27 protein-coding genes and 1 pseudogene are annotated in these 23,945 nt (G+C 61.1%); 11 read left to right on the top strand and 17 right to left on the bottom strand.

Annotated elements, in window-relative coordinates; translation table 11 throughout:
• Positions 1-308 (top strand): annotated as a pseudogene (locus tag AAIL67_RS22985) (hypothetical protein); the annotation flags it as partial.
• Between the two features lie 103 nt (positions 309-411).
• On the opposite strand, the gene AAIL67_RS22990 reads toward AAIL67_RS22985, so the two are convergent.
• The 8 genes from AAIL67_RS22990 to AAIL67_RS23025 form a co-directional block, all read right to left on the bottom strand.
• Entirely contained in the window at positions 412-1,311 is a 900-nt protein-coding gene (locus AAIL67_RS22990; RefSeq protein WP_034354288.1) for a carbohydrate kinase family protein, read from the bottom strand.
• A gap of 111 nt (positions 1,312-1,422) precedes the next feature.
• Entirely contained in the window at positions 1,423-2,670 is a 1,248-nt protein-coding gene (locus AAIL67_RS22995) for a zinc-ribbon and DUF3426 domain-containing protein (protein ID WP_063663903.1), read from the bottom strand.
• Between the two features lie 61 nt (positions 2,671-2,731).
• Complete coding sequence (prmA, locus tag AAIL67_RS23000; RefSeq protein ID WP_003068930.1) at positions 2,732-3,622, bottom strand: 50S ribosomal protein L11 methyltransferase; 891 nt, start codon at positions 3,620-3,622, stop codon at positions 2,732-2,734.
• A gap of 143 nt (positions 3,623-3,765) precedes the next feature.
• Positions 3,766-5,124 (bottom strand): acetyl-CoA carboxylase biotin carboxylase subunit, encoded by a 1,359-nt coding sequence (gene accC / locus AAIL67_RS23005; protein ID WP_003068932.1) that lies wholly within the window; start codon positions 5,122-5,124, stop codon positions 3,766-3,768.
• Between the two features lie 124 nt (positions 5,125-5,248).
• The gene (gene accB / locus AAIL67_RS23010) at positions 5,249-5,710 is read right to left on the bottom strand and encodes an acetyl-CoA carboxylase biotin carboxyl carrier protein (protein ID WP_003068934.1); all 462 of its coding nucleotides are present in this window, start codon (positions 5,708-5,710) and stop codon (positions 5,249-5,251) included.
• Positions 5,711-5,857: 147 nt separating this feature from the next.
• Positions 5,858-6,409 (bottom strand): TlpA disulfide reductase family protein, encoded by a 552-nt coding sequence (locus AAIL67_RS23015; protein ID WP_034393383.1) that lies wholly within the window; start codon positions 6,407-6,409, stop codon positions 5,858-5,860.
• A complete protein-coding gene (locus AAIL67_RS23020; protein WP_003068937.1) occupies positions 6,402-7,004 on the bottom strand; it encodes a hypothetical protein in 603 nt (200 codons plus the stop codon). Before AAIL67_RS23020 ends, AAIL67_RS23015 begins: the two co-directional genes overlap by 8 nt.
• A complete protein-coding gene (locus tag AAIL67_RS23025) occupies positions 7,001-7,234 on the bottom strand; it encodes a hypothetical protein (RefSeq protein WP_156507094.1) in 234 nt (77 codons plus the stop codon). Before AAIL67_RS23025 ends, AAIL67_RS23020 begins: the two co-directional genes overlap by 4 nt.
• Positions 7,235-7,277: 43 nt before the next feature.
• Between AAIL67_RS23025 and mpl the strand changes: the two genes are divergently transcribed.
• The gene (mpl, locus tag AAIL67_RS23030) at positions 7,278-8,696 is read left to right on the top strand and encodes a UDP-N-acetylmuramate:L-alanyl-gamma-D-glutamyl-meso-diaminopimelate ligase (RefSeq protein WP_063663900.1); all 1,419 of its coding nucleotides are present in this window, start codon (positions 7,278-7,280) and stop codon (positions 8,694-8,696) included.
• Positions 8,697-8,840: 144 nt separating this feature from the next.
• Here the strand turns inward: mpl and AAIL67_RS23035 are convergent, their stop codons facing one another.
• Positions 8,841-9,158: a hypothetical protein gene (locus tag AAIL67_RS23035; protein ID WP_012839818.1), complete on the bottom strand. Its 318-nt coding sequence runs from the start codon at positions 9,156-9,158 to the stop codon at positions 8,841-8,843.
• 395 nt (positions 9,159-9,553) lie between these two features.
• On the opposite strand from AAIL67_RS23035, the gene AAIL67_RS23040 reads away from it, so the two are divergent.
• Positions 9,554-9,925 (top strand): YqcC family protein, encoded by a 372-nt coding sequence (locus tag AAIL67_RS23040; RefSeq protein ID WP_012839819.1) that lies wholly within the window; start codon positions 9,554-9,556, stop codon positions 9,923-9,925.
• 94 nt (positions 9,926-10,019) lie between these two features.
• On the opposite strand, the gene AAIL67_RS23045 is transcribed toward AAIL67_RS23040, so the two are convergent.
• Positions 10,020-11,180: a 3-deoxy-7-phosphoheptulonate synthase gene (locus tag AAIL67_RS23045; RefSeq protein WP_003068944.1), complete on the bottom strand. Its 1,161-nt coding sequence runs from the start codon at positions 11,178-11,180 to the stop codon at positions 10,020-10,022.
• 297 nt (positions 11,181-11,477) lie between these two features.
• Between AAIL67_RS23045 and AAIL67_RS23050 the strand changes: the two genes are divergently transcribed.
• Complete coding sequence (locus AAIL67_RS23050; protein WP_253232575.1) at positions 11,478-11,699, top strand: ABC transporter; 222 nt, start codon at positions 11,478-11,480, stop codon at positions 11,697-11,699.
• 70 nt (positions 11,700-11,769) lie between these two features.
• Here AAIL67_RS23050 and tldD read toward each other — a convergent pair whose 3' ends face one another.
• On the bottom strand, positions 11,770-13,230 hold the full coding sequence (gene tldD / locus AAIL67_RS23055; protein ID WP_003051333.1) for a metalloprotease TldD: 1,461 nt from the start codon (positions 13,228-13,230) through the stop codon (positions 11,770-11,772).
• Positions 13,231-13,614: 384 nt separating this feature from the next.
• Complete coding sequence (rodA, locus tag AAIL67_RS23060; RefSeq protein WP_003068946.1) at positions 13,615-14,796, bottom strand: rod shape-determining protein RodA; 1,182 nt, start codon at positions 14,794-14,796, stop codon at positions 13,615-13,617.
• A 179-nt stretch (positions 14,797-14,975) separates the two neighbouring features.
• Between rodA and AAIL67_RS23065 the strand changes: the two genes are divergently transcribed.
• The 6 genes from AAIL67_RS23065 (at position 14,976) to ruvC (ending at position 21,143) form a co-directional block, all read left to right on the top strand.
• A complete protein-coding gene (locus tag AAIL67_RS23065) occupies positions 14,976-15,560 on the top strand; it encodes a YqiA/YcfP family alpha/beta fold hydrolase (protein ID WP_003068947.1) in 585 nt (194 codons plus the stop codon).
• A gap of 171 nt (positions 15,561-15,731) precedes the next feature.
• Positions 15,732-17,801: an RNB domain-containing ribonuclease gene (locus tag AAIL67_RS23070; protein ID WP_063663897.1), complete on the top strand. Its 2,070-nt coding sequence runs from the start codon at positions 15,732-15,734 to the stop codon at positions 17,799-17,801.
• Between the two features lie 29 nt (positions 17,802-17,830).
• Positions 17,831-18,691 (top strand): TonB family protein, encoded by an 861-nt coding sequence (locus tag AAIL67_RS23075; protein ID WP_343485206.1) that lies wholly within the window; start codon positions 17,831-17,833, stop codon positions 18,689-18,691.
• A 181-nt stretch (positions 18,692-18,872) separates the two neighbouring features.
• Complete coding sequence (gene aroE, locus AAIL67_RS23080; protein WP_343485207.1) at positions 18,873-19,739, top strand: shikimate dehydrogenase; 867 nt, start codon at positions 18,873-18,875, stop codon at positions 19,737-19,739.
• 14 nt (positions 19,740-19,753) lie between these two features.
• Positions 19,754-20,482, top strand: a complete 729-nt coding sequence (gene mtgA, locus AAIL67_RS23085) for a monofunctional biosynthetic peptidoglycan transglycosylase (RefSeq protein WP_343485208.1) — start codon at positions 19,754-19,756, stop codon at positions 20,480-20,482.
• A 112-nt stretch (positions 20,483-20,594) separates the two neighbouring features.
• Complete coding sequence (gene ruvC / locus AAIL67_RS23090; protein ID WP_034354317.1) at positions 20,595-21,143, top strand: crossover junction endodeoxyribonuclease RuvC; 549 nt, start codon at positions 20,595-20,597, stop codon at positions 21,141-21,143.
• On the opposite strand, the gene AAIL67_RS23095 is transcribed toward ruvC, so the two are convergent.
• The 3 genes from AAIL67_RS23095 to AAIL67_RS23105 all read right to left on the bottom strand — a co-directional run bounded on the left by AAIL67_RS23095 (position 21,137) and on the right by AAIL67_RS23105 (position 22,592).
• Positions 21,137-21,751, bottom strand: a complete 615-nt coding sequence (locus tag AAIL67_RS23095) for an alpha/beta hydrolase (RefSeq protein ID WP_343485209.1) — start codon at positions 21,749-21,751, stop codon at positions 21,137-21,139. The genes ruvC and AAIL67_RS23095 overlap by 7 nt on opposite strands.
• Entirely contained in the window at positions 21,678-22,079 is a 402-nt protein-coding gene (locus AAIL67_RS23100) for an alpha/beta fold hydrolase (RefSeq protein WP_343485210.1), read from the bottom strand. The genes AAIL67_RS23095 and AAIL67_RS23100 overlap by 74 nt, the downstream gene beginning before the upstream one ends.
• Positions 22,080-22,163: 84 nt before the next feature.
• The gene (locus AAIL67_RS23105; protein ID WP_034354321.1) at positions 22,164-22,592 is read right to left on the bottom strand and encodes an RcnB family protein; all 429 of its coding nucleotides are present in this window, start codon (positions 22,590-22,592) and stop codon (positions 22,164-22,166) included.
• On the opposite strand from AAIL67_RS23105, the gene AAIL67_RS23110 reads away from it, so the two are divergent.
• Positions 22,591-22,791: a hypothetical protein gene (locus AAIL67_RS23110; protein ID WP_131324648.1), complete on the top strand. Its 201-nt coding sequence runs from the start codon at positions 22,591-22,593 to the stop codon at positions 22,789-22,791. The genes AAIL67_RS23105 and AAIL67_RS23110 overlap by 2 nt on opposite strands.
• Positions 22,792-22,794: 3 nt before the next feature.
• Here the strand turns inward: AAIL67_RS23110 and AAIL67_RS23115 are convergent, their stop codons facing one another.
• A complete protein-coding gene (locus tag AAIL67_RS23115; RefSeq protein WP_003068960.1) occupies positions 22,795-22,971 on the bottom strand; it encodes a hypothetical protein in 177 nt (58 codons plus the stop codon).
• Between the two features lie 11 nt (positions 22,972-22,982).
• Positions 22,983-23,906: a UDP-3-O-acyl-N-acetylglucosamine deacetylase gene (gene lpxC, locus AAIL67_RS23120; protein ID WP_343485211.1), complete on the bottom strand. Its 924-nt coding sequence runs from the start codon at positions 23,904-23,906 to the stop codon at positions 22,983-22,985.
• Positions 23,907-23,945: the final 39 nt, after the last annotated feature.

A 23,945-nucleotide genomic window follows, 5' to 3' on the forward strand; every position in this document is an offset into this window, starting at 1 on the left:
AGGCTGCCTCTGCTGCCAAGGCCGCTGCACCCAAGAAGGCTGCAACTGCTGCCAAGGCCGCTGCCCCCAAGAAGGCTGCAACTGCTGCCAAGGCCGCTGCTCCCAAGAAGGCTGCGACTGCTGCCAAGGCCGCCGCTCCTGCAAAGGCTGCACCCAAGAAGGCTGCAACTGCTGCCAAGGCCGCTGCTCCCAAGAAGGCTGCAGCAGCACCCGCTCCTGCCGCAGTAACCGAAACCGCTGCACCCGTGGCACAGACCCGCCTGGCACCTCAAGCCGCCTGGCCCTTCCCCACAGGTAACAAGCCCTGATCGGTTCGCTGACCTGCACGCCATAAAAAAGCCCGGCCTCTCTTGCGAGAGTCGGGCTTTTTTACATGCCTGATATCAGTGCCCTCAGGGCACGGACACCCAATCAGGGCTGAAAGTCCAGCTGATAGTTCTGCGGGCCGCGATGCGCAACCTTGAGCGCACCCATGCGGTTTCCCAGTTCGGCGCAACGCACCAGATCCCAACCACGCTCCAGACCAAACAGGAAGGCACCACGCCAGGCATCGCCGCAACCTGTGGGATCGACCACGGCAGCGGGCTTCACCGGAGCAACCAATGTCTTTTCGCCCTGCTGCCAGACTTCGCAACCTTCGGCGCCCAGGGTCACGACCAGGCCGCGCACCTTGTGCGAGATCTCGTCAAAGCTCAGGCCCGTGCGCTCGCTGAGCATCTTGCCTTCATAGTCGTTCACTGCCACCCAGTCGGCCTGCTCGATAAAGGCCTTGAGCTCGTCGCCATTGAACATGGGCAGGCCCTGGCCGGGATCGAACACAAAGGGAATGCCTGCAGCTTTGAACTGGGCGGCGTGCTCGATCATGGCTTGACGGCCATCGGGAGCAACAATGCCGATCTTGACATCGGCAGCCATGTCGGCAGTGATGCGATTCTCGTGCGCCTGCATCATGGCGCCTGGGTGGAAAGCCGTGATCTGGTTGTTGTCATGGTCGGTCATGATCATGCACTGCGCCGTATGCGTGCTCTGCAGCTGACCCACATGACGGGTCTCAATGCCCAGCTCCTTGAAGCGCTGCACATAATCCGCACCGTCACTGCCCACCATGGCCATGGGGTGCGCATCGCCGCCGAGCAGCTTCAGGCTATAGGCAATATTGCCGGCACAGCCACCAAAGTCGCGGCGCAGCGTGGGCACCAGAAACGATACATTCAGTATGTGCAGCTGGTCGGGAAGAATCTGGTCTACGAAACGACCTTCAAAGGTCATGATGTTGTCGAATGCCAGCGACCCGCAGATCAAAGCGGCCATGGTGCGTTCTCTTTCAGAAATGAATGAAGGGGGGCTTGCGCCAACAAGGATGTACAACGGGCATTTCTATTGACGAAACACCCTGCCTGATCCGAATTGGCACAAGCCGTATTAGGGATAAAAAACCAGCGCCCGGTAACCCGCCACTGCGGCGCCGAGGTCCTGCACCTGCACAGGAACGTTCACGCTCCACTCCTGACGGGCATGCAGCTGCTCCGGGGCACCCAGCAGCCTCAGATCGATCACACGGCGCAGCAAAGGCCTGTCCTGTGCATCGGTCAAGGTCAGCTCGGCCATGGGCATGGCCACTGGCACATCGGAGCGGTTCTCCAATGTCAGGCTCCACTGGTACTGATGGTCATCGGCAAGTTGCTTGAAGCCCGAGCCACTGATCACCACATCGGCAATCGCGCGGCGGGCCTGCAGCTCGCAACCCGCCAGACTGCAGGCCTTGGCCAGCACAGGGGCCAGCGCCGGATATTGCGCAGCCAGCACATCGCGTTGCAGCCAGGCATATTGCCCAACGGCACCGGCTACGGCTACCAACGAGCCCAGCACCAGCGCCACACGCATGCCTGCCGAGTGCCAGAACGCCTGCCGACGGGCCTGACGCACAAAGCCAGGTTCATCGCCAGCAATGGCAACAACCTCATCCTGATCCGCATCCGTGACAGCCTGCGCCAGGTCCCTGGCGGGTTGTATAGCGCCGATATCGGCATGCAGCAGCGCCTCCTTCGAGACAGCTTCGGCCTCCTTGAGGTCCTGCGCGGCCTCGGCCATCAGGACCTCGCTCGACGGCGGCGGCACAAGCAGCTCCGGCTCGGCGGGAGCGGGAATATCACCAGACTCCAGCCCATCCTCCGGCTCGCTCGCATCCGGATGAGGATCACGCTGAGCAGCTGCTGCATCCTCTTCAGTCAGAGGACGCGCCTGATCGACAAACGAGGGCTGTGCATCCGCCATCCCGGGCATGGACGACTCGGATTCGGAAACCACATCGGCAGGCTCTGCTGCCGGGGCAACAGTCGGTACCGCGTCCACCGAATCCGATGCCAACTCCTGCAAGGCCTCAGCCTTCTGCGTATCGGGGGCGGGAGCATCCGCGGCATCCTGCTGCGGCCAAACCGGCGTCCGCTGTTCTCCGGCTTCCGTCGGCTGCACCTCCTGCACGGCAGGCTTCTGCGGCGCATCAGTAGCTTCCGGCTGCAGCAGCTCGTCGGGCACGGACTGCAAATCCTGCGAGGCATCAAAGACGCTTTGGCACATCCCGCAGCGCACCCAGCCCTGCGAGATGCGCAGTTGGTCGGCGACCACTTTGAAGCGGGTTCCACAGGAGGGGCAACGGGTGACTTGGCTCATCAGGGTTCAATTGTAGGCAGCAACAACCCGCACACCTGCTGGCTGCGGGTTTGCATCGCAATCAGGCTGCTCGCTGTGCAGTCATGAGAATCCAGCCGTCTTCGCTGTCGGCCACCTCCAGCTTGAGATAAGGCGCATAGGCCTCTTTCAGCTCGTCGGCCTGGCGTTCCAGAATGCCCGCCAACACCAGATTGCCGCCAGCTTGCACACGACCGCACAGCAGCGGCGCCAGCACCTTGAGCGGCGTAGCCAGAATATTGGCCAGCACGGTCTGGTACTCGCCGCCAGCCGCATCTGGCAGGCCGGCCCTGACTTCCACATGGTTGGCACTGGTGTTGTAGTTGGTCGATTCCACGGCCGCGGGATCGATGTCCACCGCATCCACATCAGTCGCGCCGAACTTGGCTGCACCAATGGCCAGGATGCCCGAGCCACAGCCATAGTCCAGCGTGCGTCCCAGGGTACCCTTGGGCTGGCGTGCAATCCAGCGCAGACACATGCGAGTAGTGGGGTGGGTGCCGGTACCGAAAGCCAGACCAGGGTCCAGACGGATGCTGACCTTGGCCTGCTCGGGCAGTTCATGCCAGGTGGGCACGATCCAGAACTCGGGCGTGATATCCACGGGCTCGAACTGCGACTGCGTCAGGCGCACCCAGTCCTGCTCGGGCACGGGCTTGAGGGCCAGAATCTTGCAGCCCTCAAAAAAGTCCTGCGGCAGCAGCAGATCACGCGCCTCGGTGGCCGCAGCTTCGTCGGGATAGAGGGCGATCACGCGGCTGCGGTTCCAGCCTTCCTTCGGTGCGGGCATTCCAGGCTCGCCGAACAGTGCCTGCTCGGCTTCGGTCTGCGCATCGGCATCTTCTACGGACACGCTCAATGCATCGAGTGCATCCAGCGCTTCGCTAATGGTTTCGACCCGATCTTCGGGGCACAGCAGGCTCAGCTCGAACATGGCCATCCTTTCTAGCAACTGCGTCATCCATGCCAGGTCAGCCCTGATGGAGAGAACGCACTTGTACTTTCCTGAAAAACGAAAATGCTGGCCTCCGTTGCCAGAGGCCAGCATGGGAACTCAGAGCAGCAAGGCTCCTGATCTCATCGCTTGTTGGGCGTGCGATGCGTCAGCCACTCTTCCAGATAGTGGATGTTGGTGCCGCCTTCCATGAACTTGGAGTCGACCATCAGATCCTGGTGCAGCGGAATATTGGTTTTGATGCCTTCCACCACGGTCTCCAGCAAGGCCGTGCGCATGCGGGCCATGGCCTGCTCGCGGGTATCGCCATAGGCAATGATCTTGCCGATCATGGAGTCGTAGTTGGGCGGCACGAAGTAATTGTTGTACACATGGGTGTCAACACGTACGCCAGGACCGCCGGGAGCATGCCACATGGAGATGCGGCCGGGCGAAGGGATGAACTTGTACGGATCTTCGGCGTTCACACGGCACTCGATGGCGTGCCCCTTGAACTCGACCTGGCGCTGGGTGAAAGGCAGCTTCTCGCCGGCAGCGATCATGATCTGGGTGCGCACGATGTCGATGCCCGTGATCAGCTCGGTGATGGGGTGCTCCACCTGCACGCGGGTGTTCATCTCGATGAAGTAGAACTCGCCGTTCTCGTACAGGAACTCGAAAGTACCCGCACCGCGATAGCCGATCTTCTTGCAGGCCGCAGCGCAGCGCTCGCCGATCTTCTCGATCAGACGACGGGGAATGCCGGGAGCCGGAGCCTCCTCGATCACCTTCTGGTGGCGACGCTGCATGGAGCAATCGCGCTCGCCCAGATACACGGCGTTTTTGTGCGTATCGGCCAGCACCTGGATCTCCACGTGACGCGGATTCTGCAGGTACTTTTCCATGTAGACGGCAGGATTGCCGAAAGCAGCGCCGGCTTCGGCCTTGGTCATCTGCACGGCATTGATCAGCGCAGCTTCGGTGTGCACCACACGCATGCCGCGACCGCCGCCGCCGCCCGAGGCCTTGATGATCACGGGATAGCCGATGGTCTTTGCAATGCGCTTGATGAGCGCGGGATCATCGGGCAGTTCGCCGTCCGAGCCGGGCACGCAAGGCACACCGGCCTTGATCATGGCTTGCTTGGCCGAAACCTTGTCACCCATGGTGCGGATGTTCTCGGGAGTCGGGCCGATAAAGGTGAAGCCGCTCTTTTCCACTCGCTCGGCAAAGTCGGCGTTCTCAGACAGGAAACCGTAACCGGGATGGATGGCTTCTGCATCGGTCACCTCGGCAGCCGAGATGATGGCCGGCATATTGAGGTAGGACAGCGGAGAAGGAGCTGGGCCGATACAGACGGCCTCATCGGCCAGCTTGACGTACTTGGCATCACGGTCGGCTTCGGAGTACACCATCACCGCCTTGATACCCAGCTCACGGCAAGCGCGCTGGATGCGCAGGGCGATCTCGCCCCGATTGGCAACCAAAATTTTCTTAAACATGAAGTTCCTCGCAGCTTGGTGCCTGTGCCGCAGCACAGACTACTGCCAATGACTCAGTCGCGCAGCCAGTGGCTAGCGCACCTCGGCGCTGCCATGCGAACTGCACGCAACGCCTCATGATCTATCACTCGATCACGAACAGAGGCTGGCCGTATTCCACAGCCTGGCCGTTTTCACCCAGAACGCGAACAATGGTGCCGGTCTTGTCGGCTTCGATTTCGTTGAGGATCTTCATGGCTTCAACGATGCAGATGGTTTCGCCTTCCTTGACCTGGCTTCCCACATCCACAAAGGGCTTGGCGCCGGGGCTGGAGGCACGGTAGAAGGTACCGACCATGGGCGACTTCACCACATGGCCTTCAGCAGCAGCAGGGGCTGCGGCCGCCACGGGAGCAGCGGCAACGGGAGCTGCCGCCAAGGGGGCAGCCATCACAGGAGCAGCTTGCACGGGGGCAGCAACGTATTGGTGAACCACACCTTCGCTCTTGACGATACGGACCTTGCCCTCTGCTTCGGTGATCTCCAGTTCCGACACATTCGATTCGGACACCAGATCAATAAGGGTCTTGAGTTTTCGCAAATCCATGGGAGCTCCAGCGACGTATTTCTAAACAGGGCGCGAATTTACCTCAAATTCGGCCTTCTGCGTGCATTGGCAGATATTTTTCACTAACGTCGCCATGGAATTTAGTTACCTACACTTTTCTGACGACAAGAGCAATGTTCATTCGCTCTATTTGCTCCAATCTGTCAGATCTTCGCTGGAAAGCTCGCCTATTTTACGTTGCCGCACTTGCCCCTTGGCATCAAACAGAACCGTGAATGGCAGGCCTCCCTGCAAGTTACCCAGACTTCTGCTCAGTCCCAATCCCCCTTGCATGGCGATGGCTACCGGGAATTGCACAGGCTGACGCTGCAAAAAACGCAGCACGGCTTCGGATTTGTCGACCGCGAGGCCAACGACCTGAATACCTTTTGCACCCTGCTGCGCCGCAAATTCGCTGAGCATGGGCAGCTCCTTGACACAGGGCGGGCACCAGGTGGCCCAGAAGTTGACCAGCAAGGGGCGCCCCTGGAAGCCAGCCATGGCAAAAGGCTTGCCATCGGGTGTTTCAAAGGTCTGCCCCCACAGTTGCGCCTCAGCGCCAGGGCCCATGGCCTGAGGCTGGCTGCGCCACCAGGCCACGCCGGCGCCGCCCCCGGCCGCCACTGCGGCCACTGCGCCGGTCAGCCACATGCGGCGCGAGCCATTGGTCGACTTGTTCTCAGAGGTGTTTTCACTCATCGCAGCTCTCCTGCAGCAGCTTGCGCAAGGCCTTGGCATCACCACGCGGGCTGCGGCCATGGCTGTCGGGCTTCATGGCTCCGCGCATATCATCATGGTCGTAGACCAGCAGATGCACGCCCACGGTTTCATTGATCGGCTTGCACAGTGCATGAATGGAAAGTGCCTCGACCGGCTTGCCCTGAAAGCCTGTGACCGTGCTCGGCTCGTATTGCACATGGTTGTTGATGAGCGCTATTTCGGCAGACTTGGGATCATCGCAGAACAGTTGCAGATAGATATCCGACAGCCGCGTGGCCGTGCCGCGCCAGACTGCTCCAGCCAGATGCGGGCGAAACTCCTGCAGCCTGTCCATCCAGACCAGGGCCAGCTCGCGCAGTGCCTGCAACTCCTGCGGCTGGGTGTCGCCGCAGAACAGCTCTATATATTCACGCACCGCTTCTTCAAGCTGGTCGTTGTCGGGCAGCGCCGTGCGGCCGGGCAGGCCGAGCTGACGCACGGCCCGTTGCTTGGCCGGACCCCATTCGAGGCCTTCCTCCACCACCAGGCGGGCCGCTGTCTGAGCGATTTCAGCAGTCACGTTATCCAAACTCATAGCGCTATTTCATCACGCCTGCCGCAGCAGGCGCGGCAGATCATGCTCGCATTGTGACCCAGATGAATGACCGCACTTTGACCTGGACCGTACAGACCAAGGTTTTGATAGCTGCTAGCACCCGTTTCGTATCGAACTGAAAGTAAAAACACGTTTAAATCCATATAGATCATGCGCAACCAGCTATCAATTTGGTAAGAAAGGTTACCGTCAGCGCTCAGGCAGGCCATGGCTTGCCTCCAGGTCATGCAGGCAAACGTAGAATCCCCGGCCATGCACATACATATTCTGGGCATTTGCGGCACCTTCATGGGGGGCCTGGCCGCCTTGGCACGAGAAGCCGGTCACAAGGTGACGGGCTGCGATTCCGGTGTTTACCCGCCGATGAGCGATCAGCTGCGCCAGTTGGGCATCGAGCTGATCGAGGGCTATGGCGCCGACCAGATTGCGCTCAAGCCCGATATGTATGTGGTCGGCAACGTCGTCAGCCGCAAACGTCTGCCCGACGGATCGCCCAAATTCCCGCTGATGGAAGCGATTCTGGACACCGGCGCCGCCTATACCAGCGGCCCGCAATGGCTGGCCGAGCATGTGCTGCGCGGTCGCCATGTGCTGGCCGTGGCCGGCACCCACGGCAAGACCACCACCACATCCATGCTGACCTGGGTGCTTGAGTGCGCAGGTCTGCAACCCGGTTTCCTGGTCGGCGGCGTACCGCTGGACTTTGGCGTCTCCGCCCGCCTCGGTGCGGCCCAGCGCCCCGCCGCTGGTCCTGGCCCCGTCGGTGACGAACCCGTGTTTGTGATCGAAGCCGATGAGTACGACACCGCCTTCTTCGACAAGCGCAGCAAGTTTGTGCACTACCGCCCCCGCACGGCCGTGCTCAACAACCTGGAATTCGATCACGCCGACATCTTTGACGATCTGGCAGCCATTGAGCGCCAGTTCCACCACCTGATACGCACCGTACCGTCGACCGGCCGTGTGGTGAGCAACGGCCTGGAAGAGAGCCTGACCCGCGTGCTGGCCCAGGGCTGCTGGAGTGAAGTGCGGAGCTTCGGCTCGGCTGTCAGCGATTTCAGCGCCGATGGCGATCCCAGCGACTTTGCCGTGCTGCACCGCGGCAAAAAGGTGGCGCAACTGCGCTGGAGCCTGACCGGCGTGCACAACCAGCTCAATGCACTGGCCGCCATCGCTGCTGCCGACCATCTGGGCGTTAGTGCCGAGGTGGCTTGCGAAGCCCTGTCGCGCTTTCAGAACGTCAAGCGTCGCATGGAACTGCGCGGCACGGTCAACGGCATCGAGGTCTATGACGACTTCGCCCACCATCCCACAGCCATCCGCACCACCCTGGACGGCCTGCGCCGCAAGCTCGGGGCAGAGGCCCGCATCCTGGCAGTGTTCGAGCCTCGCAGCAACACCATGAAGCTGGGCACCATGAAGAGCCAGTTGCCCTGGTCGCTGGAAAGCGCCGATCTGGTCTTCTGCCACACTGCAGGCCTCGACTGGGATGCCGCCGAAGCCCTGGAATCCATGGGCGTAGGCCCCGGCCAGCGCGCTCAGGTAGCAGGTGATATCGAGACCCTGATAGCGCAGATCAGCGCCGTCGTCCGCCCTGGTGACCATATCGTCTGCATGAGCAACGGCGGCTTTGGCGGCATCCACGCCAAGCTGCTGGAAGCGCTGAAATAGGTCTCCAAAAAAGCAAATGCCCGCTCTACGCGGGCATTTTTCATTGCTCGGGAACAGACCAAGCCAGAGACGCCAAGCAAGGGTCGCCCCGCAGCAAAGGCGTCGTCCCCCCGGGGGGAAGCCGCAAAGCGGCTCAGGGGGGGATCAATAGCTTATCGACATCGCAGGCACATCCACCCGGATCAAGGGCTTGGACAGCACTGCATGCGCTGCCAGGGCATAGCTGTTGCGCCAGTCTTCGTTGTCAAACAGCTCGGGGCGATTGCGCGCCTCACGCGCCACCACCACCAGCTTGTCAGCCAGCAACACCTTGCCGGTGGCCCGCAAAGGCTCGCACTCGAGCGAGACAAACTGCTGATCCAGCCAGCGTCGGCCTTCGTCCGAACTGATAGGGGACAGCGACTGGGTATCGACCCGGTATTCACGGTCGCCATCCAAAACCACTATTACTTCACTACGCATAAATCTCCTCTGACCTGGTGACTCTTGCACCATTCGTTGTCGTGGCCACAGCTTAATAGTGACCGCGGTGCTGAAGACGCTGCAAGCTGACGGCTTGCAAACAGCTGCGGCAACCAATGCATGGCCTGAAAGACTTGCATCAAGCATCACAGTGGTTACAGGAACATGGCATGCAAAGCAATGAAAAATCTTTAAATTTCATAGCATTGCTCGCATGCTTGGCAAGAATATAAGGGCAAAACCGTCTTTTTCAAGTGTCATTACGGACTCGTAACCCGCCAGTTATCTCCATCCAGGCTCCTGCCTTGAAAATGTGACGAGAGGACTTACATACTGCATAAATCTTTGACGAATACCAGTTTGCAGGCCTTGCAACGCCTTCAGGAACCATCACCATGACCGCTGAGAACATCCACCAAGAAATACGCGAGCATCTGCTGCAGCTGGAAGCCGAACTGCAGGTCCAGAAGCTCTGGTCCGCCGTAGCCCCAGACCCCAAGGCACTGGAATCCACCACGCCTTTCATGTACGACACGCTCAAGCTGCACGAGTGGCTGCAATGGGTGTTCATCCCGCGCCTGCGCGCCGTGATCGATGCCAAAGGCAGCCTCCCCCACCAAAGCCATGTCTATCCGCTGGCCGACCACGAGTGGCAGCAGCGCACCGACTTTGACAAGCAGCAGTTGCTGCGCCTGCTCAACCGCATCGATGCCACCCTCAATGGCTGCGAAATGACACCGGCATCAACGCCGGACACCAAACACTGATCGAGCAGGCAAGCAGCCCATTCCCATACAGAAAAACAAACAGGCCACAGGAAATACTCCCTGTGGCCTGTTTCGTTCACGCCCGCTTTATCGATCAGGCGAGCACTTCGGCTTCCTGCTTGCTGGCGAGCGCAGCAGCGCGGCGCTGGCTCACGGCCTGCGACAGCTCTTGCAGCGTTGCCAGAGAATCATCCCAGCCCAGGCAGGCATCGGTAATGCTCTGGCCGTAGGTCAGATCGCAGACTTCGTCCTTGCCGGGCGTGAACTTCTGCGCACCGCCGACCAGATGACCTTCGATCATCACGCCGAACACGCTGCTGGAGCCACCGGCGATCTGAGCCGCGATATCACGGGCCACATCCTTCTGGCGCTCATGCTGCTTGTTGCTGTTGGCGTGGCTGCAGTCCACCATCAGCGAAGGTGTGAGGCCCGCTGTCTCCAGATCCCTACAGGCGGCCGCCACATGCTCGGCATCGTAGTTGGGCGTCTTGCCACCGCGCAGAATCACGTGACAGTCCTGATTGCCGCCCGTATGCACGATGGCGACCTGGCCGTTCTTGTGCACCGACAGGAAATGGTGGCCTCTGCTGGCCGACTGAATCGCGTCGGTGGCAATACGGATATTGCCGTCCGTGCCATTCTTGAAGCCAATCGGCGCCGAAATGCCCGAAGCCAGTTCACGATGCACCTGGCTTTCCGTGGTGCGGGCACCGATGGCGCCCCAGCTGATCAGATCGCCGATGTACTGGGGCGAGATCACGTCCAGGAACTCGCTGGCCGCTGGCACACCCAGGCGGTTGATGTCGATCAGGAGCTGGCGCGCAATGCGCAGGCCTTCGTCGATGCGATAGCTCTGATCCAGGTAGGGATCGTTGATCAGCCCCTTCCAGCCCACGGTGGTGCGGGGTTTTTCGAAATAGACGCGCATCACCACTTCCAGCGTGTCTTTGTACTGCTCGCGCACCACGGCCAGACGGCGGGCGTAGTCCAGGGCAGCAGCCGGATCGTGAATGGAGCAAGGGCCGACGATGACCAGCAGACGGTCGTCCTGCGCACGCATGATGTTGTGGATGCTGCGGCGGGTGTCGCTGATCAGCGTCTCCACGGCAGTGCCGCGAATGGGGAAGAAGCGAATGAGGTGCTCTGGAGGGGGTAACACTGTGATTTCCTTGATACGTGCGTCGTCGGTCTGGCCTGTCTTGGGAGAGCCGGCGCGATACCAGGAATCGGTGGCGGAAGTGTTCAGAGCAGTCATGGCAATCTTTCGTGAGGTGTTTGATCGTTGAAAACCGGGGGTGCTGAAACGTAGGGGTGAAAAAAAACCGCCGGGCTTTGCAGCTTCGGCGGTTCTTTGGGAGGTGTTTGCAGGGTGCGCGCGTTTACCTCTCAGCCGCCGGGGGCGAGAACCAAAAGTAAAAGAAATAGGCGCGTTGCGTTTGCATGTCTTTCAATGTAGCACAGCTCTTTTGCATTGCAACATCAGCAGCTCGCACCGCTGTTCTGTCAAAAACAGGTTTTCCCTCTGAAATGGCGCATTTTTTAAAATTTATTCATGCGCAATATTTTTGCGTTTTTTCTTATTTTTCAGAATTTTATTGATTTTAATTTCAATTTACCCATAATCAGTGCAATTTTTCAGCGTATCAGCAATATTCAGGGCAAGGCCACCAAACGCCATGAAAAAACCCTGCTGCCAGGCGATCTACAGCGGTTTGCCACAAGCTTTTTTGCCGTAAACGGTCTGTGGCGAATGGTCTGCAGCACACTGAAATGAAAAACCCCCGCTCTGCCATGCAAAGCGGGGGTTGGTGCTCACGACGGGCAGACCCGCCATGAAACCTCTATCAGGCCGTGCCGCCAACTGTCAGGCCGTCAATGCGCAGCGTAGGCTGGCCCACGCCCACAGGCACGCTCTGGCCTTCCTTGCCGCAAGTGCCCACACCCGAGTCCAGGCGCATGTCGTTACCTATCATGCTGATGTGCTTGAGCGACTCCGGGCCGCTGCCGATGATGGTCGCTCCCTTGACGGGGTACTGGATCTTGCCGTTTTCCACCCAGTAGGCTTCGCTGGCAGAGAACACGAACTTGCCGCTGGTGATGTCCACCTGACCTCCGCCGAAGTTGGTGGCGTACAGGCCCTTCTTGATGGAGCCAATGATCTCCTGCGGATCCTTGTCGCCACCCAGCATATAGGTGTTGGTCATGCGCGGCATGGGGATGTGGGCATAGCTTTCTCGACGGCCATTGCCCGTGGGCTTGACGCCCATCAGGCGTGCATTCATGGAGTCCTGGATATAGCCCTTGAGAATGCCGTCCTCGATCAGCACATTGCTCTGGCTGACATGGCCCTCGTCGTCCACGTTCAGAGAGCCACGGCGATCGGCAATCGTGCCGTCGTCCAGCACGGTCACGCCCTTGGCGGCGACGCGCTGACCGATGCGGCCGCTGAAGGCGCTGGAGCCCTTGCGGTTGAAGTCGCCTTCCAGGCCGTGGCCCACGGCCTCGTGGAACAGCACGCCGGGCCAGCCAGAACCCAGCACCACGGTCATCACACCGGCCGGTGCGGGACGCGATTCGAGGTTGACCAGGGCTGCATGCACGGCCTCGTCCACATACTGGCTGATCTGCTCGTCGCTGAAATAGGCCAGACCGAAGCGACCGCCACCACCGGAGGAGCCCACCTCGCGGCGGCCCTTTTGCTCGGCGATCACCGTCACCGACAGGCGCACCAGCGGGCGCACGTCAGCGGCCAGCGTGCCGTCCGCACGGGCCACCAGCACCACATCGTATTCACTGGCAAGACCGGCCATGACCTGCACCACGCGCGGGTCCTTGGCGCGGGCCAGCTTTTCCACCTTGCCCAGCAACTCGACCTTGGCCGTGCTGTCCAGCGTGCTGATGGGGTCCAGCTCAGGATAGAGCGAGCGGCTTTGCGCAATCTTCTGCGCACCCGCCTTGACGCGGCGCGTCTGGGTTGCGCTGGAGATGGAGCGCACGGTACGTGCGGCATCCAGCAGCGAGGCTTCGGAAATGTCGTCGGAATAGGCAAAAGCCGTCTTCTCGCCGCTGACCGCCCGAACGCCTACTCCCTGATCGATGGAGAAGGAGCCGGTCTTGACGATGCCTTCCTCCAGACTCCAGCCTTCCGCGCGGGTGTACTGGAAGTAGAGATCGGCGTCATCCACCTGGTGCGAGCGAATTTCGGCAAGCGCACGCGCAAGATGGGTTTCGTCCAGGCCGAAGGGCTCAAGCAGCAACTGACGGGCCGTGGCCAAGCGTTCGATGGTGGGTTCGCGGGAAATCATGAGAGCATTGTAGAGATAGCTGCAAGCCCTGACTTGTCTCGGGCTGCGCATAAAAAAGAGCGGAATGCTGCCCCACCAGGCTGAACAACATTCCGCTCCATTCACTTAGCTTCGCACTTGCCGGGTTCCGCCCTGCCCGCTTTGCATTGCAGAACCCCACCTGGGTCTTTGCCGCTCCCGCTTGATCGGTCTTCTGACCCCCCAGAACCGTTTGTAAACGCTGTTTACAGTCGAAGCAAGACCTTGGACGGAACTACTGACATTTTTCAACGATCTAAGCCTGCCGCCCCGGCACGCAGTTTCACATAAAACCATTACTCAAGGCTTGCAAAGCATAGGATTGAAGCTCTCCTTTTAAGAGCATCCAATCCCTATCACGGGTCTTCACGCATGGGGAATATGCCCATCACCGCCGGGTAGTTGCCGCTGCGCCCGCGACACCGACATCAGCACGCCCAGCGCCAGGCCCAGCGTGACCATGGCCGTGCCGCCATAGCTGATGAAAGGCAGAGGCACGCCCACCACCGGCAAAATGCCGCTGACCATGCCCATGTTCACGAACGCATAGGTGAAGAAGATCATGGCCACGGCGGCTGCCATCAGTCGGCCGAACAGCGAGTTGGCATTCATGGAAATGGCCAGCCCGCGCCAGACCAGCAGCAGAAAGCCGACGATGATGAAGAGATTGCCTATAAGGCCGAATTCTTCGGAATAGGCGGCAAAGATGAAGTCGGTGGTGCGCTCTGGAATGAATTCCAGGTGGGTCTGCGTCCCAGCCATAAAGCCCTTGCCCCAGACACCGCCCGAACCGATGGCGATCATGCCCTGAATGATGTGAAAGCCCTTGCCCAGCGGGTCGCGCGTGGGGTCCAGCAAGGTGCAGACGCGTGTACGCTGATAGTCATGCAGAAAATACCAGCTCACGCCATCGGCACAGAGCTGGGGTTCAAACCAGACGATGAGGAAAATGCCGACCAGGGCCAGCAGCACCGGCGGCACGATGAGTTTCCAGGGCAGGCCGGCAAAAAAGATCACGGACAGGCCGGCAGCCATCACCAGCAGCGAGGTGCCCAGATCGGGCTGCTTCATGATCAGGCCCACGGGCACCATCAGCAGCACAAAGGCGATGACAAAGTCCGAGGCGCGCAGATTGCCCTCGCGGCGCTGGAACCACCAGGCCAGCATCAGCGGCGTGGCGATCTTCAAAAGCTCGGAGGGCTGAATCACCACTCCCACATTCACCCAGCGCGTGGCCCCCTTCTTGGTGATGCCGAACAGCGCCACTGCCACCAGCAACACCACGCCCAAGGTGTAGAGCGGCACGGCCACCTTCATCAATTGCTGGGGGGATATCTGGGCCAGCACGAACAGCAGACCCGCCGCAATCAGCATATTGCGGCCGTGGTCCACAAAGCGCGTGCCGTGATCGAAACCCGCCGAGTACATGGCCAGCAGCCCCGCGCCCGCCAACATGGCGATAAAGAGAAGCAGCAGAAAATCAAAGCCGCGAAACAGCGGAACAATGCGTTGCAGCAGCGAGGGCTTATCGAATTCGATGGCGGACATGGGCCGCAATTATCGTGGGAGCCGACTGCCGTGCAGCTTGCAGGGTTGAGCTTTGCTGACGGCTCAAGTCGGCCCACGCTCACTCCCCCCCGCCATAGGCCTTCTCCCCTGATAGTCTTGGGGTAGACAGTCCACAATGACCGCGACAGAAGTGTTTTTTACCAGAGGAGATTGCCGCTATGACGACCACCCACCTGCTGTACCTGCATGGCTTTCGCTCCTCCCCCCAGTCCAACAAGGCACGCATCATGGCGGACTATGTGGGCGCCAGGCATTCCAAGGTACGCTGGTGGTGCCCGCAGTTGCCGCCCTCGCCGCGCGAAGCGGCGGCGGTGATAGCCGAGGGAATCGCCAACTGGCCACGCCAGAACATGGCCGTCATGGGCTCGTCGCTGGGCGGCTATTACGCCAGCTGGGTGGCCCAGCTGGCACGCTGCAAGAGCGTGATGATCAACCCCGCCGTCAACCCGGCCCGCGACCTGGAAAAATACATTGGCGAGCAGTCCAGCTGGCATGACCCCGAGGAAACCTTCTTCTTTCGCCCCGAATACATTGAGGAATTGCGCCAGCTCGACACCCGCACCATGACGCCCGCAGCACCCGAGATGGTGTTGATCGCCCAGGGCGACGAGGTGCTGGACTGGAACGAGATGAGCGAGCGCTACCCTCACGCACTTCAATTGGTGCAAGAAGGCGGCGACCACGCCCTGAGCAACTTTGCCGAGTATCTGGACCGGATCGACGAATTTCTGGCCTTGGCCTGATCCCCTCGGCGACTCCAGGCGCCACCCCAGGAAACGGCTGTATTGCAGCAACGTGCCCCCCTGTTCACGGCCCTGACCGCGCGGGGGCCGCGTCTGATATTGACCGACCTCAAGCATGAACTGAATCACTTCTGAGCGCCGAATGTTCGGCTCGTGGGAAAATGCGCGGTTATGCACGCACTGTTTGAAGAAGCCGGCAAATTTCTGGCCGGGCGCATCCTCTCCGAAGCCGAATCCTCTGCCCAAGTCGAGCTGGACTCGGGCAAGCGGGTCAAGGTCAAGGCCGCCAATATCCTGCTCAAGTTCGAGAAGCCGGCACCTGCCGAGTTGGTCGCTCAGGGCCAGGCCCAGGCCGCCGAGATCGACCTGGATCTGGCCTGGGAATTTGCGCCCGAGGAAGAGTTCGGCTTTGCCGACCTGGCGCGTGACTATTTTTCCGAATCCGCGACGCTGGCCCAGCAGGCCGGTGCGCTGTTCTGCCTGTACGACGCACCGCACTATTTCCGTCGTGCGGGCAAGGGCCGCTTCAAGAAGGCTCCTGCAGAAATCCTGCAGCAAGCCCTTGCCGCCATCGAGAAGAAAAAGCAGATTCAGGCACAGATCGACGCCTGGGCCGAGGAACTGGGCCGCGGCGAATGCCCGCAGGCGATCCGCGAACAGCTCTACAAGATTCTGTTCAAGCCCGACAAGAACGCTGCCGAATACAAGGCCGTGGTCGATGCCAGCCGCGCCACCAAGCTGGCCCCACTGGAGCTGCTGCACCGCGCAGGCGCCATCGACTCTTCCTACCAGTTTCACTGGAAGCGCTTCCTGTTCGACAACTTCCCCAAGGGCACGGGCTTCCCCTCTGTGCAGGCCCCCCAGCCACCGGCCGACCTGCCCGTGGCCGATGTAAAGGCTTTTTCCATCGACGACTCGGCCACCACCGAAATCGACGATGCGCTGTCCGTCACGGGCCTGGGCACGGGCACCGTCACCGTGGGCATCCACATTGCCGCCCCCGGTCTGGCCATCACGCCCGGCGGCGAGCTGGACAAGCTGGGCCGCGCCCGCCTGTCCACCGTCTACATGCCCGGCTACAAGATCACCATGCTGCCCGACGACGTGGTGCATATCTACACGCTGGATGAGGGCCGCTCCAACCCCGCGGTCTCGCTGTATGTGCAGATCAACGAGGAGACGCTGGAGACCATCTCCAGCGAAACCCGTCTCGAGCGCGTGCCCGTGGAGGTCAACTTCCGCTATGACAAGCTCGATCACATCGTCACCGAGGAATGGCTGACCGACTCCTCAATCGAGGTTGAAAATACGCCTGATTCATTGCTGGGCAAGCGCAAGGAGCTCACCTTTTTGCAGCGCTGGTCCAAGTTCCTCAAGGCCAATCGCGAAGTGGTGCGCGGCAAGCCCGAGAACTTCAACCGCCCGGACTACAACTTCCGTCTCGTCGGCAACGACGGCGCCGAGCCCAATGGCAGCGAGCAGGTGCAGATCACCGTGCGCAAGCGCGGCGCGCCGCTGGACCTGATCGTGGCCGAGGCCGCCATCGTGGCCAACAGCACCTGGGGACTGATGCTGGCCGAGCACGGTGTGCCCGGCATCTACCGCAGCCAGGCCAGCTTGGCACCCGGCGTCAAGGTACGCATGAGCACCAAGGCCTTGCCCCATGCCGGCATCGGTGTGAAAGCCTACTCCTGGGCCACCTCCCCGCTGCGACGCTATGTGGACCTTGTCAATCAGTGGCAGATCATTGCCTGCGCCCGCCATGGCAAGACGGCTGCCCTGGCAGCGCCCTTCAAGCCCAAGGACGCCGAGCTGTTCGGCATCATCAGCAGCTTTGACGGCGCCTACAGCGCCTACAACGGCTATCAGGCCGGCATGGAGCGTTTCTGGACGCTCAAGTATCTTGAGCAGAACGGCATCAGCGAACTGACGGCCAGCGTGTTCAAGGAAGGCCCCAACGGCTCCTTCCTGGTGCGCGCCGACAATCTGCCTCTGGTACTGCCCGTGCTGGGTGCGCAGAACCTGCCGCGCGGCGCCCATGTGCGCGTCAAGCTCGGCGAGATCGACGAGATCTCGCTGGACATCTCGGGCACGCTGATCGAGCGCCTGGATGCAGGAGCCGAGGCCGAAAGCGAAGGCGAGGACAGCGGCGAGGACGATGAAGAAACCGTGGCCGGCCCCATCTCCATTGCAGTGGACATGAACGACGCCGATCCCGCTGCAGACCAGCCCAAGTCCTGATCTCCACACCTCATCGCTCTGACGCTGCCGTGAAACTGCCCACCTCTCTTCGACGACTGAGTACGCTGCAGCTGGCGCTGGGCGTGTCCATCGTCGTCCATGCCGTGTTGCTGACCGTCCGCTTCGTGGACCCGGAACGCTTTGAGCGCGTGTTTCAGGACACGCCTCTGGAAGTGATTCTGGTCAATGCCCGCGCCAACGAGACGCCGGACAAGGCCCAGGCCATTGCCCAGACCTCGCTGGCCGGCGGCGGCGATGCCGACCGGGGCCGGGCCACCAGTCCCATGCCCTACTCGGCCCTGACGACAGTGGGCGACGATTTCGAGGAAAAACAGCGCCAGCTCGATGCCATGCAGGAGCAGCAGAATCAGTTGCTGACCCAGCTGCGCCAGCAAGTGGCCGCGCTGCCCCCCATAGACCCGCGGCTGAGCGCCGACAACAAGGCCCTGGAGGCACAGGAAGAAAAGCGCTTGCAGCTCATCAAGCTGCTGGCGGAGATTGAAAAGCGTATCAACGCGGAAAACGCCCGCCCCAAGAAGCGCTATATCAGCCCCGCCACCAAGGAGGCCGTGTACGCCGTCTACTACGATGCGCTGCGCCGCAAGGTGGAAGACAAGGGCACGGAAAACTTCCCCGAGAACAAGGGCAAGAAGCTGTATGGCGAGCTGGTCATGATCCTGACCGTGAATCATGACGGCCGCGTGCTTTCCACCGAGGTGGTGCAGGGCTCGGGCAACCGCATGCTCGATACCCGTGCCGAGGCCATTGCCCGCGCCGCAGCCCCTTACGGCCACTTCGGCCCGGCCATGCGTACCAAGGCCGATCAGATCGCCGTCGTCTCGCGCTTCAAGTTCACGCGCGAGCAGACACTGGAAACAGACATAAGGTGACCTCCTGTGCCGCCTTCGGCGTCTTCCCCCGCTCTCGCATCGCTTCGCTTGCGGGCGGGGAACGCAGCCAGCGCGGCGGGATGGCCCTTGCGCGGCTGCCTCGGCTTAGGCCTAGCCGGTTTCACAGGCCACTGTCCCAACGCGTATCCAACTCTGCTCAGCGATTTCTTTCAGCCTTTTTATGACAAATACGCTTGATGCCTACTGCGTCATGGGCAACCCCGTTGCCCATAGCCGCTCCCCCTGGATTCATGCCCGCTTTGCCGAGCTGACCGGCCAGCCCGTCAGCTATGACCGCGCCCTGGTGCCGCTGGATGGCTTTGCCGACTTTGTGCGCGACTTTGCCGCGCGCGGCGGCAAGGGCTGCAATGTGACCGTTCCCTTCAAGCTGCAGGCGGCCGAGCTGGCCACCAGCACCAGCGAGCGCGTGCGGCTGGCTGGTGCTGCCAATACGCTGGTATTCAGCGCCAGCGGCATTCATGCCGACAACACCGATGGCCTGGGCATCGTGGCCGACATCACCCGCAATGCCGGAGTGCCCATCACCGGGCGCGATCTGCTGCTGCTGGGTGCGGGTGGCGCAGCAGCCGGGGCACTGGGTTCGCTGATCGAGCAACAGCCGCACCGCATCGTCGTCACCAACCGCACGCAGGCCAAGGCCGTGGCGCTGGTTGAGCAGCACGCGGCCATGGCCACGCTACATAAAGTAGAGCTTCTTACGCTTGACAGACAAGCACTGGAGGCCGATCCAACTCAAAACTTCGACATCATCATCAACGCCACGGCCAGCAGCCTGGCCGGGGCTGATGTGCCCGCGCCAGCCAGCGTGCTGCATGCACGCAGTCTGGCCTATGACATGATGTATGGCCCCGCCGCCCAGAATTTTCTGGACTGGGCCAGCAGTCATGGCGCGCTGGCGCGTGATGGCCTGGGCATGCTGGTGGAGCAAGCTGCTGAATCCTTTGCCTTGTGGCGCGGCGTGCGTCCACCGTCGGCGCAGGTGCTGGCCGAGTTGCGTGCCTTGCTGCAGGCCGAAGCGGCACATTGAAATCACCAGGCACCATGAAAGCTCTTGGCCGACTGCTACTGCTTGTGCTCTGCGCAGGTCTGTTGCTGCAATTGTTTTTTGTAGCACGCATCGCAGTCATGGCCTGGTCGGATCCAGAGTCCACCAGCTATCAGCGCTCCGAAGCCTGGCAGCTTGCCCACAGCAGTGAGGGCCTGCGCTGGCGCCAGCAATGGGTGGACTACGGCCAGATCTCCAGCAACCTCAAGCGCGCGGTGATCGCCTCCGAAGATGCCGGCTTCATGGACCACCACGGCGTGGAATGGGATGCCGTTCAGAGGGCCTGGCAGCGCAACGCCAAAGCCGAGTCCAGGGCCATGCAGGCAGAAAAAGCCGGAAGCAGCAGCAAGCCTGCCAAGGTCTATGGTGGCTCCACCATCACCCAGCAGCTGGCCAAGAACCTGCTGCTGTCGGGGGAACGCAATTTTCTGCGCAAGGGGCAGGAGCTGGTGCTGGCGCAATTGCTGGAGCTGATGCTGAGCAAGCAGCGCATTCTGGAGATCTACCTCAACAATGTGGAATGGGGCCAGGGCGTGTTCGGCGCCGAGGCCGCCGCCCGGCATTACTTCCGCAAGAGTGCCGCCCAGCTCAATGCGGCTGAGGCAGCACGACTTGCCGCCATGCTTCCGGCACCCAAGCGCTTCGAGAAAATGCCGCAATCGCGCTATCTGGCGCAGCGCAGTCGCACGATTGCGCGCTATATACCGATGGTGACACCCCCCTGAGGCGCTTCGCCAGGGCGGCCCCGTGCCTTCCTCCGAGAGGGACGCGAGGCGGCTCTTGCTTGCTGTCACCCGCATGGAGCGTGAAGGTTTTGTACGTGGATAATCGACAGCCATGCGAATTCTAGGAATCGACCCTGGCCTGCAGACCACGGGCTTTGGCGTCATCGACATGGAAGGCCAGCGCCTGTCCTATGTGGCCAGCGGCACCATACGCACCAACAAGATGGAACTCGGCGACCTGCCGGGCCGTCTCAAGGTGCTGTTCGACGGCATCTCCGAAGTCGCCTCACGCTACCAGCCCGAGGTGGCTGCCGTGGAAATCGTCTTCGTCAACGTCAACCCCCAGTCCACGCTGCTGCTGGGCCAGGCCCGTGGTGCGGCGCTGACGGCCCTGGTCAACGCCAATCTCGCGGTTTCCGAATACACCGCCCTGCAGATGAAAAAAGCCGTAGTCGGCCATGGTCGCGCAGCCAAGAGCCAGATCCAGGAAATGGTCAAACGGCTGCTGCAACTGCCCGGCCTGCCCGGCACCGATGCCGCCGACGCGCTGGGACTAGCCATCACCCATGCCCATGCTGCTGCCGCCATGGGGCTGATGGCCAAGTCCACCGATCTGCACCGCAAGCAACATGCCATGTACCGGGGCGGACGGGTCTATTGATCCAGTACGGACCTGAGCCTGATCCACTGCGCGATCCTGGGAAACACATCGGATTGCGCATTGCCGGACATCAGCAACCGACTGTGGCTGTAGTCCTCCGCAAAGCCTGCGGCCTTGCCGCATAGCAGAAACTCCACATCAGGCCCTGCGAAGGCCCTGGCAAGGGCTTCGCAGCCCCGCCAGGGAGCGATCACACGGTCCGCAGATCCTGCCAGTGCCAGAACGGGAATCCGAACCTGGGCCAGACTGCTCGGATAATCCATGCCGTCCTTCCCGACAAAGCTGCGGCGCAGGTTCCAATGGCACCACTGCCGCATCAGGCGAGCGCTCTCCCTCTCGGGGCCCACCATTGAGCTTGCGATCAACCATTGCCTACGGTCTATCCAGGCCCTGTACCCGTGGATTGCGATCCGCGCTGAAAAGGTTGCAGCTGCATGGGTCGTCTGAGCGGCCAGCAACACGAGACCGGCCAGATGCGCCTGCGCACGCTCGGGCTGGCGCGCTGCCCAGATGGCCGCTGCAATGCCCCCACCACTATGCCCGATGAATACCATGGAGCGACCTTGCTCCTGGCGGAGAATCTCTTGAAGAGCGCCTGTCAACGTCATGCTCGGCCACAGTTTCCAGGTCGTAATCGTGGCTGACTGACTGATTCAGCCCATGTCCTCGCCAATCGAAAAGCCAGACGCCAAAACCCTGCGCAGCGAGGAATCGACCCAGCCTCTGGCATGAGGATGCGCTGGAAAACGTGCCGTGCGTCACGACCACCACCGCCCCCCGCGCGGGGCCGATGCGTGTCAGCACGATGGAATGCCCATCCCTGGTCGGTACATCGACTCTTCGCATATAAGGCCAACCCTCCGTGATCCGCTCCCGATCTGCATTGCAGTGCGTCCGCAGAATGTTCGGCCAGATTCTGGGGATGGTCAATTGCATGACCCAAACTGAGCCTGCTTTACAGGACTCCTTTACATACAAAAAAGCCGCGGCAGGCCACGGCTTTTCGAGAGGTTTCACGGTTTAGTAATTGCTCAGCACCATGGAGGCAATCACGCCTGTGGCAATGGCAACCAGCAGATAGTCGCCGCCGTTCTGAATCCAGTGATAGCCACGCGGCGGCGCCGACAGATGGTGGCCGCGCCAGTCATTCACCACATAGTGCTGGCTGCGGTATTGCGGCGGCACGCGACTGCCCTTGTACCAGTTATGGTCGGGACCACCGCCACGGCGACCATTGTCGTGATGATCGGCACGTCGGTCGTCGCGCCTGTCATGGCGCTGCTCATGCCGACCACGATCATCATGGCGACCGCCATGGCGCATGTCCTGCGCTCCATGTCCATTGCCGCGGCCGGGTGGCGGGCCGGGCTGAGCCTGAACGGCCAGACTGCCCAGACCCAGGCAGGCGGCAATGGAGGCAGAAAGAATGCGGGTAGTCAAACGGGACATGGGTACTCCTTTGTCGAATTGTTTCGGTCAACAAGGTGTGCGGCCGGTCATGGCAGCCGCAGCAGATCCATCTTTACCCAATTTCGGCGCCGCAAGAAGTGAGCAACTGCCGATTTACCACTTTTTGCGCGCTGTTTACAGAACAGAAACCTATGAAACGCCAAGCCGGATTTGGCAAGCCGCTATCAATATTCATTAGTTCTCAGATGATGCGTCCGACAAACATCACGGCAAAAAAGGCCAGACCGGCAATCACCGTCCACTTGAACAGCAAAAAGCCCAGGCGCTTGTAGTGCGCCTTGCCGGTTCCCAGATAGAAGGCAAAGCTCAATGCCGAAGCCAGAATCAGCAAGGTGGCCAGCCAGCGAAAGATCAACATGGAGGTCTCGCTCACCAGGCCTGAGCGGGCATGGCAAAGCCCTGAGGAGCCTGGCGCTCGCCCTCGAAGGTCACGAGCTCCCAAGTCTCGGGCTGCTCGGTCATTGCGCGCAGCAGCTTGTTGTTGAGGCCGTGACCCGAGCGAAAGGCGCTGTAGGCACCGAGAATGGGCTTGCCGATCAGGTACAGGTCGCCGATCGCGTCAAGGATCTTGTGCTTGGCAAACTCGTCGTCATAGCGCAGGCCGTCGCTGTTCAGGACCTTGTAGTCATCCATGACGATGGCGTTGTCCAGCCCGCCGCCCAGTGCCAGGCCATTGTTGCGCAGCATTTCCACATCCTTGGTGAAGCCGAAGGTGCGGGCGCGGGCGATGTCGCGTGTGTAGTTGTCCAGACCCATGTCGAACTCCACGCACTGCCCCGTGGAGTCCACGGCTGGGTGAGCGAAGTCGATCTCGAAGCGCAGCTTGAAGCCATGGTAGGGATCGAAGCGCGCCCACTTGAGGTTCTGGCCTTCGCCCTCGCGCACCTCGATCGGGCTCTTGATGCGGATGAAGCGCTTGGGCGCTTTCTGCAACTCGATTCCGGCGCTTTGCAGCAGAAAAACGAACGAGGACGAAGAGCCATCGAGAATCGGCACTTCTTCGGCAGTGATGTCCACGTAGAGGTTGTCGATTCCCAGACCGGCGATGGCCGACATCAGGTGCTCTACCGTATGCACCTTGGCTCCGCCGCTGCCGATGGTCGAGGCCATGCGCGTATCGGTCACTGCCTCGGCGGAAATGGGGATATCCACAGGCTCAGGCAAGTCCACGCGACGGAACACGATGCCGGTATCAGGCTGGGCAGGGCGCAGCGTCAACTCGACACGCTGGCCGCTGTGCAGGCCCACGCCTACGGCACGGGAAATGGTCTTGATGGTACGTTGCTGAAGCATGCTGGTATTTTAAATGGGACAACCCCGAGCCGGCTTACG

Source organism: Comamonas sp. A7-5 (genome assembly GCF_039581385.1).
GTDB lineage: Bacteria > Pseudomonadota > Gammaproteobacteria > Burkholderiales > Burkholderiaceae_C > Comamonas > Comamonas thiooxydans.